At 71.2% G+C, this 16775-nt stretch carries 14 protein-coding genes; 6 read left to right on the top strand and 8 right to left on the bottom strand.

Going from position 1 to position 16775, the window contains the following annotated elements:
* Window positions 1-40: 40 nt before the first annotated feature.
* Window positions 41-1237, top strand: coding sequence for an acyltransferase family protein (locus tag FED44_RS02250; protein ID WP_138459559.1), 1197 nt, complete (start codon window positions 41-43; stop codon window positions 1235-1237).
* Here the strand turns inward: FED44_RS02250 and FED44_RS02245 are convergent.
* On the bottom strand, window positions 1216-1965 hold the full coding sequence (locus FED44_RS02245) for a polysaccharide deacetylase family protein (RefSeq protein ID WP_138459558.1): 750 nt from the start codon (window positions 1963-1965) through the stop codon (window positions 1216-1218). The genes FED44_RS02250 and FED44_RS02245 overlap by 22 nt on opposite strands.
* A gap of 48 nt (window positions 1966-2013) precedes the next feature.
* Window positions 2014-4182: a glycoside hydrolase family 6 protein gene (locus FED44_RS02240; protein WP_138459557.1), complete on the bottom strand. Its 2169-nt coding sequence runs from the start codon at window positions 4180-4182 to the stop codon at window positions 2014-2016.
* 135 nt (window positions 4183-4317) lie between these two features.
* On the opposite strand from FED44_RS02240, the gene FED44_RS02235 reads away from it, so the two are divergent.
* Both FED44_RS02235 and hisC read left to right on the top strand, forming a co-directional pair.
* Entirely contained in the window at window positions 4318-4821 is a 504-nt protein-coding gene (locus FED44_RS02235; protein WP_138459556.1) for a hypothetical protein, read from the top strand.
* A 32-nt stretch (window positions 4822-4853) separates the two neighbouring features.
* On the top strand, window positions 4854-5909 hold the full coding sequence (hisC, locus tag FED44_RS02230) for a histidinol-phosphate transaminase (protein WP_187405956.1): 1056 nt from the start codon (window positions 4854-4856) through the stop codon (window positions 5907-5909).
* 117 nt (window positions 5910-6026) lie between these two features.
* Here the strand turns inward: hisC and FED44_RS02225 are convergent, their stop codons facing one another.
* The 4 genes from FED44_RS02225 to purD form a co-directional block, all read right to left on the bottom strand.
* On the bottom strand, window positions 6027-7271 hold the full coding sequence (locus tag FED44_RS02225) for a transcriptional regulator (protein WP_165900650.1): 1245 nt from the start codon (window positions 7269-7271) through the stop codon (window positions 6027-6029).
* A 262-nt stretch (window positions 7272-7533) separates the two neighbouring features.
* Window positions 7534-8811, bottom strand: coding sequence for a UDP-N-acetylglucosamine 1-carboxyvinyltransferase (gene murA / locus FED44_RS02220; protein WP_138459555.1), 1278 nt, complete (start codon window positions 8809-8811; stop codon window positions 7534-7536).
* A gap of 175 nt (window positions 8812-8986) precedes the next feature.
* On the bottom strand, window positions 8987-9874 hold the full coding sequence (locus FED44_RS02215) for a phosphoribosylaminoimidazolesuccinocarboxamide synthase (RefSeq protein ID WP_138459903.1): 888 nt from the start codon (window positions 9872-9874) through the stop codon (window positions 8987-8989).
* On the bottom strand, window positions 9871-11130 hold the full coding sequence (purD, locus tag FED44_RS02210; protein WP_138459554.1) for a phosphoribosylamine--glycine ligase: 1260 nt from the start codon (window positions 11128-11130) through the stop codon (window positions 9871-9873). The genes FED44_RS02215 and purD overlap by 4 nt, the downstream gene beginning before the upstream one ends.
* A 381-nt stretch (window positions 11131-11511) precedes the next feature.
* On the opposite strand from purD, the gene FED44_RS02205 reads away from it, so the two are divergent.
* The 3 genes from FED44_RS02205 (at window position 11512) to FED44_RS02195 (ending at window position 14221) form a co-directional block, all read left to right on the top strand.
* Entirely contained in the window at window positions 11512-12630 is a 1119-nt protein-coding gene (locus tag FED44_RS02205; protein ID WP_111700365.1) for a magnesium and cobalt transport protein CorA, read from the top strand.
* Window positions 12631-12775: 145 nt separating this feature from the next.
* A complete protein-coding gene (locus FED44_RS02200; protein ID WP_111700366.1) occupies window positions 12776-13972 on the top strand; it encodes a cytochrome P450 in 1197 nt (398 codons plus the stop codon).
* Between the two features lie 21 nt (window positions 13973-13993).
* Entirely contained in the window at window positions 13994-14221 is a 228-nt protein-coding gene (locus FED44_RS02195) for a ferredoxin (protein WP_111700367.1), read from the top strand.
* Window positions 14222-14439: 218 nt separating this feature from the next.
* Here the strand turns inward: FED44_RS02195 and FED44_RS02190 are convergent, their stop codons facing one another.
* Window positions 14440-15369, bottom strand: coding sequence for a glycerophosphodiester phosphodiesterase family protein (locus FED44_RS02190; RefSeq protein ID WP_138459553.1), 930 nt, complete (start codon window positions 15367-15369; stop codon window positions 14440-14442).
* A 73-nt stretch (window positions 15370-15442) separates the two neighbouring features.
* Entirely contained in the window at window positions 15443-16726 is a 1284-nt protein-coding gene (locus FED44_RS02185; protein WP_111700369.1) for an adenylosuccinate synthase, read from the bottom strand.
* Between the last annotated feature and the right edge of the window lie 49 nt (window positions 16727-16775).

The raw sequence follows: 16775 nt of genomic DNA, 5'->3' as shown, positions 1-16775 counted from the left end.
CGTCCGCCTCACAGGGATCTTTCAGGATATATTCCGGCCTATGCTCGCTGCGGCCCCACGCGTCGCCCCCGACGCGCCGGCCATCCTCCGCGGACCGTCGCGGCTGCGCGTCCTCGACCTCCTGCGGTTCTGCGCGGCTCTCGGCGTCGTCCTGTTCCACTTCGGCGAGACCCGCGCGTGGGGCACCCCGAACGCCTTCCCCGCCCTGAGCGCGGTGACCATGTTCGGCGTGTACGGCGTGCGGTTGTTCTTCCTCATCAGCGGGTTCGTGATCCTGATGAGCGCGTGGGGCCGTACGTCCGGGCACTTCGCGGCGTCGCGGATCGCCCGGCTCTACCCGGCGTACTGGGCGAGCGTGCTCGTCCTCGGCGCGCTGGCCGTCGCCGGGCTCATCACGGACCACCGGCCGACGTTCGCCGAGCTGCTGGCCAACCTGACCATGCTGCAGCACGGCCTGCGGGTGCGGGACCTGGAGATCGTCTACTGGACGCTCTGGCAGGAGCTCGTGTTCTACGTGCTCGTCGCGTGCTTCGCCGCGGTCGGCATCACCTACCGCCGCTGCCTGGCGTTCCTCGGCGGCTGGGTCTTCCTGCTCGTCATCGCCGAGCGGGTGGACGCCGACCTCCTCCAGGCGGTGCTGCTGCCGTTCAGCGCGCCGTACTTCATCGCGGGCATGGCGTTGTTCCTGATCCACCGCTTCGGCGGGTCGATGTTCCCCTGGCTGTTCGTCGGGGCGGGGTGGGCGCTCGCGATCGTGTCGGTGCTGGGGGAGAAGCTCCCGGCGGTCGACCGGTTCGGCCCGGCACTGGGGTCCGCGCTCGTCGTCGGCGTGATCTCACTGATCTTCCTGGTGATGGTCGCGGTCGCCGTCGGCGCGCTCGACCGGCTCGACTGGCGGTGGCTGACCGCGCTCGGCGCGCTGACCTACCCCCTGTACCTCTTCCACCACCACGTGGGGTTCCTGCTCATCCAGGCGTTGCACGGGCCGCTCGGCAACCGGCTCGCCCTGCCCGTCGTGACCGCCGCCGTGCTCGCCGTCGCGTACGCCGTGCACCGGCTGGTGGAGCGGCCCCTGCAGCCCCGCCTGCGGGCGGCCCTGGAGCGGTCGCTCACGGCGGACGCCGCGGCCGCGGTTCCCGTCCCGCCGATGCAGACGCCGGTGCAGGCACCGGTGCAGACGCAGGCACCGGCGCCGCTCGCGGAGGCGCCGGCCGCCTACTTGCCGCGGGGCGGGTAGATCTCGCCCCCGCGCAGCGTCCGGCCCTGCAGCAGGGTCGTCAGGGTGACGAACTTGTAGTGCTGCTTCTCCAGCTTGCTCAGCACGCCCGGCATCGCCTTGACCGTCTCCGGGACGATGTCGTGCAGCAGGATGACGCCGTCGCGCTTGGCGAGCTTCAGTGTCCGGGCGGCGATCACCTTCGTGTTCCTGGCCTGCCAGTCGAGCGTGGACCCCGTCCAGAGGATCTGGGGCAGGCCGAGTTGCGCCGTGAGCCCGGAGATGCGGGCGTTCGTCGCGCCGTTCGGCGGGCGCATGATCTCCGGCTTCCTGCCGATCGTCTCGTAGATGACGTCCGAGGTGCTGGTGAGCTCGCTGAGCACCTCCTCGTCGGGCAGCTTGGTCAGGTCGGGGTGGTTCCAGGTGTGGTTGCCGATCTCGTGCCCCTCCCGCACGATCCGCTGCGTGAGCTCCGGGCGGTTGGCCACCTTCCGGCCGAGCAGGAAGAACGTGGCCTTGGCCTTGTGCTTCTTCAGCGTGTCGAGCAGCGCCGGCGTGTAGGGCCACGGGCCGTCGTCGAAGGTGAGCGCGATGCACTTGTACCGGGCGCAGTACGGCTTCGCCGCCTTCACCGTCTGCACCGCCGCCACCGTTTTCACCGCCACCGGGGCCGAGGCGGCCGAGGTGGGGACGGCGCAGACGCCCGCCACGCAGACACCGGCCAACGAGATTCTGACTTTGCGCCACATGTCGCGGGATCTTAGTGAATATCGGCAGAGAGGGTAATCAGACCTTCATCAGAGCGGCGGGACGGCGTCCTTGGCCCGCTGGAGGGCGAGCTCGGGCCACCACTGGCCGCCGTACGGCGTGACCATGCCGTACACCGGGTCGGCGGAGCCGCCCTCGCCACGGGTGCACCGGGCGTCGGAGACCCCGGCCGGTCGCACCCACAGGTACGCGTCCACGAGCGCGCTGCCGGTGTCGGTGGTCGGCCGCGCCCCGGCGCCGCGTCCCGGGGGGTTGCACCACTCCTGGGGGTCCTTGTACCTGCCCTCCGGCGGAGTCCACGCGCCCCTGCCGTTCCTGCTCGTGTCTACGACGAAGTGCGGCAGCCCGCTCGTGTCCCCGCCCGTCCCGGCGTCGGCGCACGTGCCGCTCCCCGACGATTTGATCTTGACACAGGCGGCGAGGCGGGTGCCGTACGCGACGAGCGAGCCGGTCTCCTGGTAACCGGCGGCGTTGAGGTAGAAGCCGTCGGCCCGGGCGATGCCCGCCTCGACCAGCCGCGTCGCCATGACCTCGGGTGACGGCCAGCCCTCCAGGCTGCCGTCGAGGTAGACGGCGGTGTTCGGCAGCGCGCCGAGCCGTTCGACCGCCGAGGAGAGCATCCGCAGCCTGGCCCGCTGGTCGGCGGCGTTTCCGAGCGAGCACTCCGGCGAGCCCGGCAGCTCCGTGAGGCTGTTGGGCTCCAGCACGAACACCGCCCTGCGGTCGCCGACGGCCGAGGCGACGGCGTCGATCCAGGCGAGGTACTGCGCCGAGCCGGCCGCGCCGCCCTCGTTGCACGCGTGCAGCGGGAGGTCGTCGGTGACGAAGACCGGCACGGCGTCCTGCCGCGCGGCGGCCCCGAGCGCGGCGCTCGCCGTACGGCCCGCCTGGGCGGCGCTCGGCCCGGTCAGCCACACGGCCCTCGGCACCGCGGCCAGCTTCCGCATCGTCTCGGCGTCCTCGCCGCGCCCCGCGGCCGCCCAGGCCTCCGCCTGGCGCGCCTCGTCGCCCGCCGGGTCGGCGTAGAGCCGTACGTCCGGTCCGCGCAGCGGGTTGCCCGAGTCCGCGCCTCTCGCTGTCGTGCCGGTCGGGGCCGGGGTGGAATGCTTGGCGGGGCTCCCGGACGCGGCCAGGGGCACTTGCGGCGTCCCGGACGACGGCTTCCCCGACGACGTGAGCCGGACGGCGACGAAGACCCCCGCCGAGACCAGGACGGCGGCCACGACGGCCGCGATCCCGAGTCTGACGCCGCCGGTGAGGCCGGGCCGGGACGGGCGGCCGGCCGCGTCCCCGGCGACCGTCGGCGCTCCGGTGACCGTCGCCGCCGGTGCGGCCGGCTCGGCTGTCGCGACCGGAGCGGCCGGTGCGATCAGCTCGACCGGCTCGTGGCCGGTCAGCATCTCGACGAGGCGCTGCGCCGTGGGGCGCCGGGCCGGCTCCTTCGCCAGCGCCAGGTCGACGATCGACCGCAGCCGGGGTTCGAGCCCCGAGATCTGCGGAGACTCGTGGAGCACCCGGTAGAGGATGCTCGGGATCGACCCGCCGCTGAACGGCGCCTGCCCGGAGGCGGTGTACGCCACCAGGGCGCCCCAGCCGAAGATGTCGGAGGCCGGGGTCAGCCGGTCGCCCTTCGCCTGCTCGGGCGACATGAAGGACGGCGTCCCGGCGACGATGCCGCTCAGGTCCGCGGTGTTGTCGGTCACCTGGGCGATGCCGAAGTCGATGACCTTGGGGCCGACCGGCGACAGCAGCACGTTCGACGGCTTGAGGTCGCGGTGGATCACCCCCGCGCTGTGGATCGCCTGAAGGGCCACGGCCACGTTCACCGCGACCGCCTCCAGGCTCGATCCCGACAGCGGCCCGCGGTCCCGTACGACCTCCTGGAGGGTGGGGCCGGGGACGTACTCGGTGGCGAGGTAGGCGACGTCGCCGTCCAGCCCGGCGCCGATGACGGCGGCGGTGCAGAAGCGGGCGACCCGCTGCGCGGCGGCGACCTCCCGCTGGAACCGGCGCCGGAAACCGGGGTCGGCCGCCCACTGCGGGTGGATCACCTTGACGGCGGCCTCCCGGCCCTCGTCGTCCCGGCCGAGATACACCGTGCCCATGCCGCCCTGACCGAGCCGCCCGAGAATGTGGAACGGCCCGATGCGCCGGGGATCGTCGTATCGCGGTCCGCCGCTCTCAGCGCCGTTCGTCATGCTTTTCCCCGATCGCCGGTTCAGGCGCGATCCTAACTAATATCGGTGTCCGAAAGCGGCGTACAGCGGGCGTCAAGCGCATTGAAAGCGGCCTGCGACAAAGTGAGCGCAACAACAGAGGAAAGGAACCCCGCAATGGCGCTCACCCGCTCCCTGGCCGGCATCACGCTGGCGGCCGGCATCTTCGCTCTCGCCCCGCTCGCCACCGCCACCGCCGCCGAGGCCGCCACCACGCAGGCCACCGCCGCCCAGGCCGCCTTCAAGCCCTGGGGCCCGTACTTCGCGGTGGGCTCGAAGGCCAAGGTGAGCGGTTCGCTGACGGCCGCGGCCAAGGACGACCCCAGCGTGCCCGCGCCGTGGGTCAAGGTCTCCGGCAGCGTCGTCGACCGGACCAGTTCCTCGTCCTCCTGCGGCTGGGCGCTCTTCCGCGTCAGCTGGTTCGACTCCTCCAACACGCCGCACCTGGCCTACCGCAACTACCGCACCTGCTCGTACAACGTGAAGAAGAAGTTCGCCTTCACGATGAAGAACGTCGGGGAGGTCGAGCTCAAGGTCTGCTCCGAGGGCAAGGCCGCCAAGCCGTCGCTCAACTGCCAGTACGCCGGCACCTGGAAGACGCTGTACGCCTACTACAAGTAGAGCCTCCCCGGGTCATCTTCTAAGGTGACGGTATGCCGCGATTCCGCTCGATCCTCGACAGCATGCCGCCCTACAAGCCCGGCAAGGCGGTGGTCTCCCCGGAGGGCCGGTCGTACAAGCTGTCCTCCAACGAGAGCCCGTACGGGCCGCTGCCGTCGGTGGTCGAGGCGGTCGCGCGGGCGGCCACCGAGGTCCACCGCTATCCCGACCCCGGCGCCGTCCGGCTCACCGAGGCGCTCGCCGAGCGGTACGACGTGCCCGCCGGGCACGTCGCGCTCGGCGCCGGGTCGGTGGCGGTGGCGCAGCAGATCCTGGCGGCGGTGGGCGAGCCCGGCGCGGACGTCCTGTACGCCTGGCGCTCCTTCGAGGCCTATCCGCTGCTCGCGGACCTCTCGGGCGCCCGCTCCATCCAGGTGCCGCTGCGCGACGAGACGCACGACCTCGACGCGATGGCCGACGCCCTCACGCCGGAGACCCGCCTGGTCTTCGTGTGCAACCCCAACAACCCGACCGGCACCGTGAACCGGACCGAGGAGCTCAGGCGGTTCCTCGGCCGGGTGCCCGGCGACGTCACGGTCGTCCTCGACGAGGCGTACCGGGAGTACGTGCGGGACGCCGACGTGCCGGATGGCCTCACGCTCTACCGCGAGCACCCGAACGTCGCCGTCCTGCGCACGTTCTCCAAGGCGTACGGCCTGGCGGGGCTGCGGGTCGGCTACCTGATCGGGCACGAGCCGGTGGCCGCGGCCGTCCGCAAGACGCTGCTGCCCTTCGCGGTCAACCACCTCGCGCAGGCCGCCGCCATCGCGTCCCTCGACGCGGAGGACGAGCTGCTGGAGCGGGTCGAGACCGTCATCAAGGAGCGCACGCGCGTGCGGGAGGCCCTGCTGTCGCAGGGCTGGACGGTCCCGCCCACCGAGGCCAACTTCGTGTGGCTGCGCCTCGGCGAACGCACGACGGAGTTCGCCGCGGAGTGCGCGGCCGTCGGCGTCGCCGTGCGTCCGTTCGACGGCGAGGGGGCCAGGGTGTCCATCGGCGACCCCGAGGCCAACGACGTCTTCCTGTCCGTGGCCCAGGCCTTCGTCTGAGCGGTCCTCCCACCGAAGGGAGAGTGTGGACGGCGGCCGCGCTGCCGGGGCACGCCGGCCCCACGCCGTCTGCCCGGCGCCGAGCGCCGTCCACACCTGTCGTTCACGACCGCCCGGTCACCGGCTGAGCTTCTCCACGATCAGCCGGTAGAGCTGGCGCGGCCGGCCCGGCTGCGGAGTGCGGTTCGGCGGAAGCGGCCACGCGAGTCCCTCGTCAACCAGCGTGCGCAGCAACCGGCGAGCCGTACGCGGGGTGACCCCGAGCATGCGCCCGGCCCCCTCCGCGTCCACGACCGTGTCTCCGCCTTCCAGCTTGGCCGCCAGGCGCGCCAGCACCTCGACGCCCTTGGGCTTGATCGGCCCGCCCGGCTGGGGAGGCATCCGGGGCGGCGGCACCAGGGCCCGGCCCTCCCGGTCGACCGCGAAGCCCTGGGGCTGTTTGCCGCCCTGGGTGCGGGCGAGCGCGCCCCGCGCGTGCGTCTCGGCCTCGTGTGTCGTGCGGCCCATCCCCACGCCCACCTCGACGGCGAGCCCCAGCTCCTCGCGGATCCTGGCGGCGAAGGGCAGCACCCGGAACCCGTCGGTGGCGGCCGCGATCGAGCCCTTGGTCGCCACGACCAGGTAGCTGTGGTCGTCGATCGGCCACACGCTCGCGTTGATCCGGTTGGCCTCCTGCACGAGCAGGCGGTGCAGCGACAGCCGGAGCTCGTCCCGCCAGTAGCGCGGGGCGGCTCGCCGTACCGGCTCGCGCAGCGTCGGCACCTCCACCAGCACGACCGTGAGCTGCGACTCCTCCAGCCGGTGCCGGGCGCCGAGCAGCGCCGCCGTGTGCAGTGCCGTCCGTACGGCCGCGGACGTCGGCCGGATCGGCACGACCGGTACCCCGGCCGAGGTCAGCCGGTCGGCCACTCCCTGGACGCACGTCAGCGCGCCCGTGGTGGCCCCCTGGCGGAACAACCGCTCGTGGAAGGCCGTGACCGTGCCGATCGGGCCCGGCTCGTCGCGGCTGTGCACCTCCCCCGAGGGGAGGTTGAGGTCCGCGTACGCCTCGTCGATGTCCGGCCGCCCGAGCACGTCCACGCTCACCCGGCGGGGATCCGTCCGCTCGTCCAGCGAGGCCCGCGCGATCGCCGCCACCAGTGCCGCTCCGCCGAGCTGCACGTGTGTCGCGGGCATCGTCAGCACTCCGGCCCGCCGGGCGAGCTCGAAGGGCACCGGGCTCGCGAACAGGCAGGCGTCCACACCCGGCCCGAGCCGGGTCACCTTGTCCGCGGCCTCCTGCTCGTCCCTGTACGCGGCGGCGACCAGCCGACAGGGCACCGGGGCCGCAGAGTGCCCCATGAGCATCACGCGTTCGACCAAATCATGTGACCCCACCACGCCGATGGTGAGGTCGGGTGTCACCGTCCCCAGACGTGACCCGCGCGGAGTGTCTTCCGTGCGCTCGACCAATGTTCGTCCCATCCCACGTCGCCCTCGTTGTTGTGGCTTCTCTTTGGAACGATCGCTGGTTAAGGCCGTAATGTCACGCCCAGATTTTCCGGAATACCATTCTGGGTGGTCGAGCCGCATCCGTAATATCCCGGATACCCCCTGGTCAGGGCGTTAGTAAAGGTTTTCGGACTCAGCGGCCGTCCGAAGTGGAAATTTCACGCACCACATCAGCGCCAAGCGCCTGCATGCGCTGCGCCAGCGCACCGTGGCCGCGGTCGATGAGATAACCCGACCCGATCGACGTCTCTCCCTCGGCGGCGAGACCGGCGAGCACGAGCGCGATTCCGGACCTGAGGTCGTGGGCCGTCACGCCGGCGCCGTGCAGCGGCGTCGGGCCGTGCACCACCGCGCGGCTCCCCTCCACCTCGACGTTCGCGCCCATCTTGTTGAGCTCGCCCGCGAGCGCGAAGCGGCCGTCGAAGATGCGCTCGTGGATGTAGCTGGAGCCCTCCGCGAGGCAGGCCACCGTCATCAGGGGCGACTGCAGGTCGGTCGCGAAGCCGGGGTAGGTGTCGGTGATCACGTTGATCGGGCGCAGCGGCCGGTCGCGGCGCACCTGGAGGACCGCGCCGTGCTCCTCGAACTCGACGCCCATCTGCTCCAGCTTCCAGCGGACCACGCCGAGGTGCTCCAGCGAGGCGCCGACCAGGCTCACGTCGCCGCCGGTGATCGCCGCGGCCATGGCGAACACGCCCGCGTCGAGCCGGTCCGGCATCACCGTGTGCTCGACCGCGGTCAGTTCGTCGACGCCCTCGACCGTGATGAAGCCGGTCCCGCCGCCGCGGATGCGCGCCCCCATCCGGCTCAGCATCGTGATGACGTCGAGCACCTCGGGTTCGAGCGCCGCGTTCTCGATCACGGTGGTGCCCCGGGCGAGGGAGGCCGCCATGATCAGGTTCTCGGTGCCGGTGTGCGAGGGGGTGTCGAGATAGAGCGGGGCGCCGAGCAGGCCGCCGGCCTTGATGTGGATGACGGCCTCGCCCTCGTCCACCATCGCGCCGAGGCGCTTGTAGCCGAGGTAGTGGAAGTCGAGGTTGCGGCTGCCGAGGTTGCAGCCGCCGATGCCCTCGATGATCGCCTCGCCGAGGCGGTGGAGCAGGGCCGGGACGAACAGCACCGATCCCCGGAACCGGCGGGCGATCTCGGCGGGCAGGACCGGGCTGGTCAGCCGGGAGGCGTCGATGACGAGCGTCCGCTCGCTCTCGTGGAACTCCACCTTCGCCCCGATGGCCTCGGCGAGCTCGACCGCCCGGCGCACGTCCTCGATGACGGGCACGTTGCGGAGCACCGTACGGCCTTCGGCCGCGAGCAGCGCCGCCCCGATCATGGGCAGTACGGCGTTCTTCGCGCCCTGGATGAAGGCGGTTCCACGCAGTACGTTGCCACCGCGCACGCGGTAACTGACCATGAATTCGACTCCTATGTTGGGGGAAAAGTGGGGGGACTCGCGTCGGCCGGCAGCCACGTCGTCGGCGAATGCGTCGGCCTAGAGTAGCCGCTGTCCCGGGCGTTTCGGGGAGGAACTACCCCCAGAACAGACGGGGGAACAGGTCACACGAGATGACTTGTGTGACGTTTGTGACTCAGGCGCGGAAGCGCTCTCCGGTGAGGCGCTCGTACGCCTCCACGTAACGGTCGCGCGTGCGCTCGACGATCTCGTCCGGCAGCCGCGGAGGAGCCTCGCCGGAGGCCCTGTCCCAGCCCGACGCGGGCGACAGCAGCCAGTCCCGGACGAACTGCTTGTCGAACGACGGCTGGGAGCGGCCCGGCTCCCACTGGTCCAGCGGCCAGAAGCGCGACGAGTCGGGGGTCAGCACCTCGTCCCCCAGAGTCAGCACGCCGTCGGAGTCCCAGCCCAGCTCGATCTTGGTGTCCGCCAGGATGATGCCGCGGTCCAGGGCGATCTCCGCCCCCCGGCGGTAGACGCCGAGGGTGATGTCACGCAGCCGCTCGGCCACGTCCGCGCCCACTTCGGCCACGACCTGCTCGAACGTCATCGGCTCGTCGTGCTCGCCCATCGGGGCCTTCGTCGACGGCGTGAAGATCGGCTCGGGCAGCCGCGACCCGTCGGTGAGCCCGTCCGGGAGCCGTACGCCGGAGACGACGCCCTCCCTGCGATAGTCGGTCAGCCCGGAGCCCGTGAGGTAGCCGCGGGCCACGCACTCCACCGGCACCATCCGCAGCTTCCGGCACAGGACCCCGCGCCCGGCGAACTCCGCGGGCACGTCGGCCGGGACGACGTGGTTGGGCACGACGTCCTCGAGCTGCTCGAACCACCACAGCGACAGCCGGGTGAGAATCTCCCCCTTGTCGGGGATGCCGGGTTCGAGGACGTAGTCGAAGGCCGAGATGCGATCGGACGCGACCATCAGCAGCAACCCCTCGGGGGTCTCGTAAAGGTCGCGTACCTTGCCGGAGTGGAGGTGCTTCACCCCGCCATTCTCCCAGCTCCTCACCCCGTGTCGCGTCAGGAGGAGGGGTCGCGTCCGGAGGAGGCGGCGGTCAGGGCGATGTCGGAGCGGTGGTGGGAGCCGCGCAGGGTGATCTGCTCCAGCGCCTCGTAGGCCCGCGTCCTCGCCTCGGCCAGGTCGGCGCCGGTCCCTACCACGTTGAGCACCCGCCCGCCGTTCGACACCAGCCGGTTCTCCGGGTCGAGGGCCGTCCCGGCGTGCAGCACGTACGCCTCGTCGGTGGTCGCGGGAAGCCCCGCGACGGGGTCGCCCTTCGCCGGGTCGGCCGGGTAGTTCTCGGCGGCGAGCACCACGGTCACGGCGGCGCCGTCGCGCCAGCGCAGCGGCGGATGGTCCGCGAGGGTTCCGGTCGCGCACGCGAGCAGCAGCCCGCCCAGCGGGGTTTCCAGCCGGTCGAGCACGACCTGGGTCTCCGGGTCGCCGAACCGCGCGTTGAACTCGATCACGCGGGGACCGTCGGAGGTCAGGGCCAGCCCCGCGTACAGCACGCCCGTGTACGGCGTGCCGCGCCGGGCCATCTCGGCGACCGTCGGCCGCACGATCTCCGCCATGACCCGCTCCGGCAGGCCCTCCGGGGCCCAGGGGAGCGGCGTGTACGCCCCCATGCCGCCGGTGTTGGGGCCCTTGTCGCCGTCGTAGGCCCGCTTGAAGTCCTGGGCCGGCTGCAGCGCCACCGCGCTCGTCCCGTCGCACAGGGCGAACAGCGACACCTCCGGGCCGTCGAGGAACTCCTCGATCACCACCCGCTCACACGACCGCGCGTGCTCCAGGGCCTCCTCGCGGCTGTCGGTCACGACCACGCCCTTGCCCGCGGCCAGGCCGTCATCCTTCACGACGTACGGAGGGCCGAAGGCGTCGAGCGCCGCCGCGGCCTCCTCCTCGGTCACACAGGTGTACGCCCGCGCGGTCGGCACGCCCGCGGCCGTCATGACGTCCTTGGCGAACGCCTTGGAACCCTCGACCGCGGCCGCCCGGGCCGACGGCCCGAAGCAGGGGATGCCCGCGGCCCTGACCGCGTCGGCCACGCCGGCGACCAGCGGCGCCTCCGGGCCGATCACGACGAGACCGGCGCCCAGGCGCTCGGCGAGGGCGGTCACCGCCGCGCCGTCGGTGGGCGTGACCTGGTGCAGGGTGGCCACCTCGGCGATGCCGGCGTTGCCGGGGGCGCAGTGGACTTCGACGACGGAGGGGTCCAGCCGCAGGGCCCGGCACAGAGCGTGCTCGCGACCCCCGGAACCGATGACAAGAACGCGCACCCGCTCATTCTCGCAGTCTTCTCCGCGTCCTCCGCCGTCCGGCCTCCGTACAGGCCGATGGGTGCCGGATACACAGGGGTGACCAGTTTGTCCGACCCCTTTTTGGCAAGAAGTGCATGATCGGAGGGTCTTGACGCCGGTACCCTGGAACAGGCGTCACGCAGCCGTGTGCTAGGTTGGACAGGCTTCGCGCTGTCTCGTAGTGATTGGAGGTGGTCTGGGATGAATTCTGGTGATCCCGTCAGTACGTGCTCGCGCACGTACGTCGTGCGCACTCCCGACCACTTCGACACTGAGTCCCGAGGGGCAGCTCACGCCTGCATGAAGGGGTGACATCACGTCGCGCGTAGAGCGTGCCGGCTCGGGCGGGAAGGGACCGCCATGCGCTCCACTCTGCTTTTCCCCCGCATCAACAGGCACACCCGCGTCCTGCCCACGCACATCGGCTCCGCGCCGGTGAGCGCGGACGCCGTCGTCCGCTGCGTGCCGCCGGCCAGCTCCCTCGTCGAGTTCGGCGCGTACATCGGCGGCAAGAAGGTCGCCGCCAACGGCATCCCCGAGGCCGTCCGGATGGTCCGCGAGCACAACGAGGCCAACGAGGTGCCCGACGCGTACGTCTGGGTGGGCCTGCACGAGCCCGCCGCGCCCGAGGTGGAGTGGCTCGCCGAGGTGTTCGGCCTGCACCCCCTCGCCGTGGAGGACGCCATCAAGGCCCACCAGCGGCCCAAGGTCGAGCGGTACGGCGACTCGCTGTTCGTGGTGCTCAAGACCGTCGCGTTCCTCGACGGCGAGGTGCCGACGGCGAGCGGTGAGATCATCGGCACCGGCGAGATCATGGTCTTCGTCGGCCCCGACTTCGTGGTGACCGTACGGCACGGCCGGTACTGCCCGCTCGGCGACGTCCGCGAGAAGCTGGAGTCGAAGGCGAAGCTGATCAGCCGGGGCCCGGCGGGTGTGCTGCACGCCATCGCCGACCACGTGGTGGACAAGTATCTCCAGGTCGCCGACCTGATGCAGGCGGAGCTCGAAGAGGTCGAGGCGGCGGTGTTCGCCGAGGTCAGCTCCCGGGACATCAACCGCATCTACCAGCTCAAGCGGGAGATGCTGGAGCTCAAGCGGGCCGTGGGACCGCTCCAGACCCCCTTCAACGCCCTTCCCCAGCGGCGCAGCATCCCCTCGGAGATGCGCGAGTACTTCCGCGACGTCGGCGACCACCTCTCCCGGGTGTGCGAGCAGGTGCAGGCCTCCAACGAACTGTCGGACTCGATCCTGCAGGCCGCGCTGGCGCGCTCGAACGCGCTCGCGAACGAGGACATGCGCAAGATCTCGTCCTGGGTCGCGATCATCTCGGTGCCCACGATGATCGCCGGCATCTACGGCATGAACTTCGAGCACATGCCCGAGGTCAAGGCGGTGTACGGCTACCCGCTGGTGCTGGGTGTCATGGTCGTCGCCTGCACACTCCTGCATCGGGCGTTCCGTCGCAACGGCTGGCTCTGATCTGCTTTCTCCTGCTTTGTCAATTGGGGCCGGCTGGCCCCGACTCTGGGCATCGGTCATTGCGATATGTCAGATGATGTTGTTAGGTGGGGGAGAGCGGGCCGCTCGCGCACATCGACCGTTTCCACTTCCACAGGAGCGTGTCATGACAGAGGCGACACCCCGGTTGTCCATTTTTCCCCTCGCGCGTGAGCGTACTTTCGACCCGCCGGACGAGCTGACGCGCCGCCGCGCGGAGGCGCCGCTCCAGCGGATGATGTACGGGGACGGGCACGAGGGCTGGCTGGCGACCGGTTACGCCGAGTCCCGCGCCATCCTCGCCGACGCCCGCTTCAGCAGCCGGCCCGAACTGATGCACTCGGCCCTTCCCCAGCGGGTGGAGCTCCGCCGGGGGCCCCTGCCGCCGGGGTTCTTCCTGCAGATGGACCCTCCCGACCACACCCGGTACCGGAGGCTGCTGACGGGCCAGTTCACCGTGCGGCGGATGAAGCAGCTCGAACCGCGCATCCACGACATCACCGAAAGCCGCCTCGACGCCATGGAGCGCGAGGGCGCCCCCGCCGACCTCGTCAGGTCCTTCGCGCTGCCCATCCCGTCGCTGGTCATCTGCGAGATGCTGGGCGTGCCGTACGAGGACAGGGAGAAGTTCCAGCACGACTCGTCGGTGATCCTCGATCTCGAGGCCTCGACCGACGAGATCACGGCGGCGAGGGACGACCTGCTCGCCTACCTGGGCGCCCTCGTCGCCGCCAAGAGGAAGGACCCGGGCGACGACATGCTGAGCGGCCTGACCGCCTCCGGGGAGCTGACGGACGCCGAGATCGCCGGCATGGGCCTGCTGCTGCTCATCGCGGGCCACGAGACGACGGCGAACATGCTCGGCCTCGGCACCTTCGCGCTGCTGACGAACCCCCGGCAGCTCGCCGTCGTACGGGACGACCCGGGCGCGGTGGAGAACGCGGTGGAGGAGCTGCTGCGCTACCTCAGCATCCTGCACATCGGGCCCACCCGTACGGCCCTGGAGGATGTCGAGATCGGCGGCACCCTGGTCAGGGCCGGGGAGTCGGTGACCCTGTCGCTGGGGGCGGCCAACCGCGACCCCGAGCGGTTCGAGGGCGGCGACACGCTCGACGTGACCCGGTCGGCCCAGGGCCACCTGAGCTTCGGCCACGGCATCCATCAGTGCCTGGGCCAGCAGCTCGCGCGCGTCGAGATGCGGATCGCCTATCCGGCCCTGCTGCGCCGGTTCCCCGGCCTGCGCCTGGCCGTGCCGCCGGAGGAGGTGCCGATGCGAGCCACCTCGGCGGTCTACGGGGTACGCCGCCTGCCGGTGCTCTGGTGAGGCGATGCGCGGGAGGAAACGATGAAGATCAAGGCTGATCTCGAACGGTGCGTCGGAGCGGGTATGTGCGCGCTCACGCTGCCCCAGGTCTTCGACCAGAGCGAGGACGACGGAACGGTCGAGATTCTCGACCCCGAACCGCCGGCCGAACTGGCGGCGGCGGTGCGCAGAGCCGTCCAGCTCTGCCCGTCCGGCGCCCTCTCGCTCGACACGACAGATGCGGCCGAGTCGGCCGAGCCGATCGAGTAGGCAGAGTCGATCGAGTAGGCGAGGAGTGAGCGGCGACCGGCCCGGCGCGACACGCAGGACGGGGTGACGGTCAGCTACTTGACGCGCACCCTGCGATGAGGTTGTCTGGTAAGTGGCTGTGAAAGCCATTCTTGTGGGTGACCCTGGAGCCCCGTCTCAGCCCCTCAGAAGAGGAGCCTCGGCGGGGCTCTTCCCACGTCCCTTAACGGCAGGGTCTCTTACGGCGCTCCCACCGGGCGCAACGGGCTGACCGGCCGGGGCAGTGGCAGCCCCCGTGCCTTCCACAACCGGCGCATGCGGTCGGGGTAGTCGGTGACGACGCCGGCCACGCCCAGGTCGATGAACCGGGCCGCCTCGTCGGGCTCGTTGACCGTCCACACCACGACGGGCAGGCCCTGCCGCGCCGCCCCCGCCATCAGCGCCTCGTCGACGAGCACCCGGTCGGGGGACAGGGTCGTCGCGCCCACCGCGGCGGCGGCCGCCGCGAGGTCGCCGCCCACCTCGGTGAGGCGGATGCCGTTCATCCACTCCGGCGTCATCGTGTCGTGCTCCACGAGGGCGTACCGCCGCTCGATCAGCGGTCCGGCGATCTCCAGGAGCCGCCAGTCGAAGCTGAGCAGGGCCGACCTGGAGAGCCGGTCGTGCCGGTCGAGCTCGCGGACGACCTCCGTCACGAACCGCCGCGGGTCCGGGCACAGGCCGGGACGGATCGGGTCGGACTTGAGCTCCACGTTCAGCCGCACGTCGTCCGCGCCGAGAGCGCCGACCAAGCCGAGCACCGCGCCGAGTGTGGGCATCCGGGTGTCCGGCAACGGCACCTGCGTGAGCGCGAAGCGGTCTTCCGGCCGTTGCGGCAGCCGCACGCCGACGTCGAGGGTCCGCAGCTGCGGCAGCGTGAGCGCGACGACCGGCTTGCCGACGTACGGGAACATCTCGTCCCCCGGCGTGGCCATGCCGGTGTCCGCGCTGGTCACGGGGGAGACGTGCAGGTCGTGGGTGAGCACGAGCTGCCCGTCGGCCGACATGGCGACGTCGAACTCCAAGGCGTCGACCCCGAGCTCCAGCGCGAAGGCCAGGCCGGGCAGCGTGTTCTCGGGCCGCAGCCCTCGTGCTCCACGGTGCCCGTGCAGCTCAACGTATCCGTGCACAGCGGCGTACCCTACCGCCCCGCGGGGGTGACGTGGGTGATCCCCCGGTTCCCGGCGCGTACGCCACGAACCATCAGATCAGCGGGCGAATCTGGATGGTCTGGGTGCGGCCGGGGCCCACGCCGATGGCCGAGATCGGGGCGCCGCTCATCTCCTCCAGCGCCCTGACGTACGCCTGCGCGTTCGGCGGCAGGTCCTCGAACGTCTTGGCGCCGGTGATGTCCTCCTGCCAGCCGGGCAGCTCCTCGTAGACCGGCGTGGCGTGGTGGAACTCGGTCTGCGTCATGGGGATCTCGTCGTGGCGCGTGCCGTCGACGTCATACGCCACACAGACCGGGATGCGCTCCAGCCCGGACAGCACGTCGAGCTTGGTCAGGAAGAAGTCGGTCACGCCGTTGATCCGGGTGGCGTACCGCGCGATGACCGCGTCGAACCAGCCGCAACGGCGGTCGCGGCCGGTGGTCACGCCGTACTCGCCGCCCGTCTGGCGCAGCCACTCGCCCTGCTCGTCCAGCAGCTCGGTCGGGAACGGCCCGGAGCCCACCCGCGTGGTGTACGCCTTGAGGATGCCGATGATCCTGGTCAGCCGGGTCGGCGGGATGCCGGAGCCGGCGCAGGCGCCGCCCGAGGTGGGGGAGCTGGAGGTCACGAAGGGATAGGTGCCGTGGTCGATGTCGAGCAGCGTGCCCTGCCCGCCTTCGAGCAACACGACCTTGTCCTGGTCGAGCGCCTGCGAGAGCACCAGCGAGGTGTCGGCGATGTGCGGGCGCAGCCGCTCGGCGTAGCCGAGGTACTCCTCCAGCACCTTCGCCGGGTCGAGGCCCCTGCGGTTGTAGATCTTGGTGAGGACCTGGTTCTTCTCGCCGACCGCGGCCTCGATCTTCTTGCCGAGGATGCCCGGGTCGAGCAGGTCCTGCACCCGGATGCCCATGCGGTAGATCTTGTCGCCGTACGCCGGGCCGATGCCGCGGCCGGTCGTGCCAATCTTGGCCTTGCCGAGGAACCGCTCGCTGACCTTGTCGATCGCCTTGTGCTGGGGCATGATCAGGTGCGCGCTCGCGGAGATCAGCAGCCGCTCGCAGGAGATGCCGCGCTCGGCCAGCCCGTCGATCTCGGAGAGCAGGACGCCCGGGTCGACGACCACTCCGTTGCCGATCACCGGTACGACATCCGGCGAGAGCACCCCGGTCGGCAGCAGGTGCAGGGCGTATTTCTGGTCGCCGATCACCACGGTGTGACCCGCGTTGTTGCCGCCCTGGTAACGGACGACGTAGTCGACGTCACCACCGAGCAGGTCGGTGGCCTTCCCCTTGCCCTCATCGCCCCACTGGGCACCAACGAGAACGACAGCCGGCATGGTCAAATCTCCCGAACCACGACGAAAGCCCCTGGCGCAAGCGCGGCAG

Source organism: Microbispora triticiradicis, from assembly GCF_005864065.1.
Taxonomy (GTDB): domain Bacteria; phylum Actinomycetota; class Actinomycetes; order Streptosporangiales; family Streptosporangiaceae; genus Microbispora; species Microbispora triticiradicis.
This window is presented reverse-complemented; position numbering and strand designations above follow the sequence as displayed.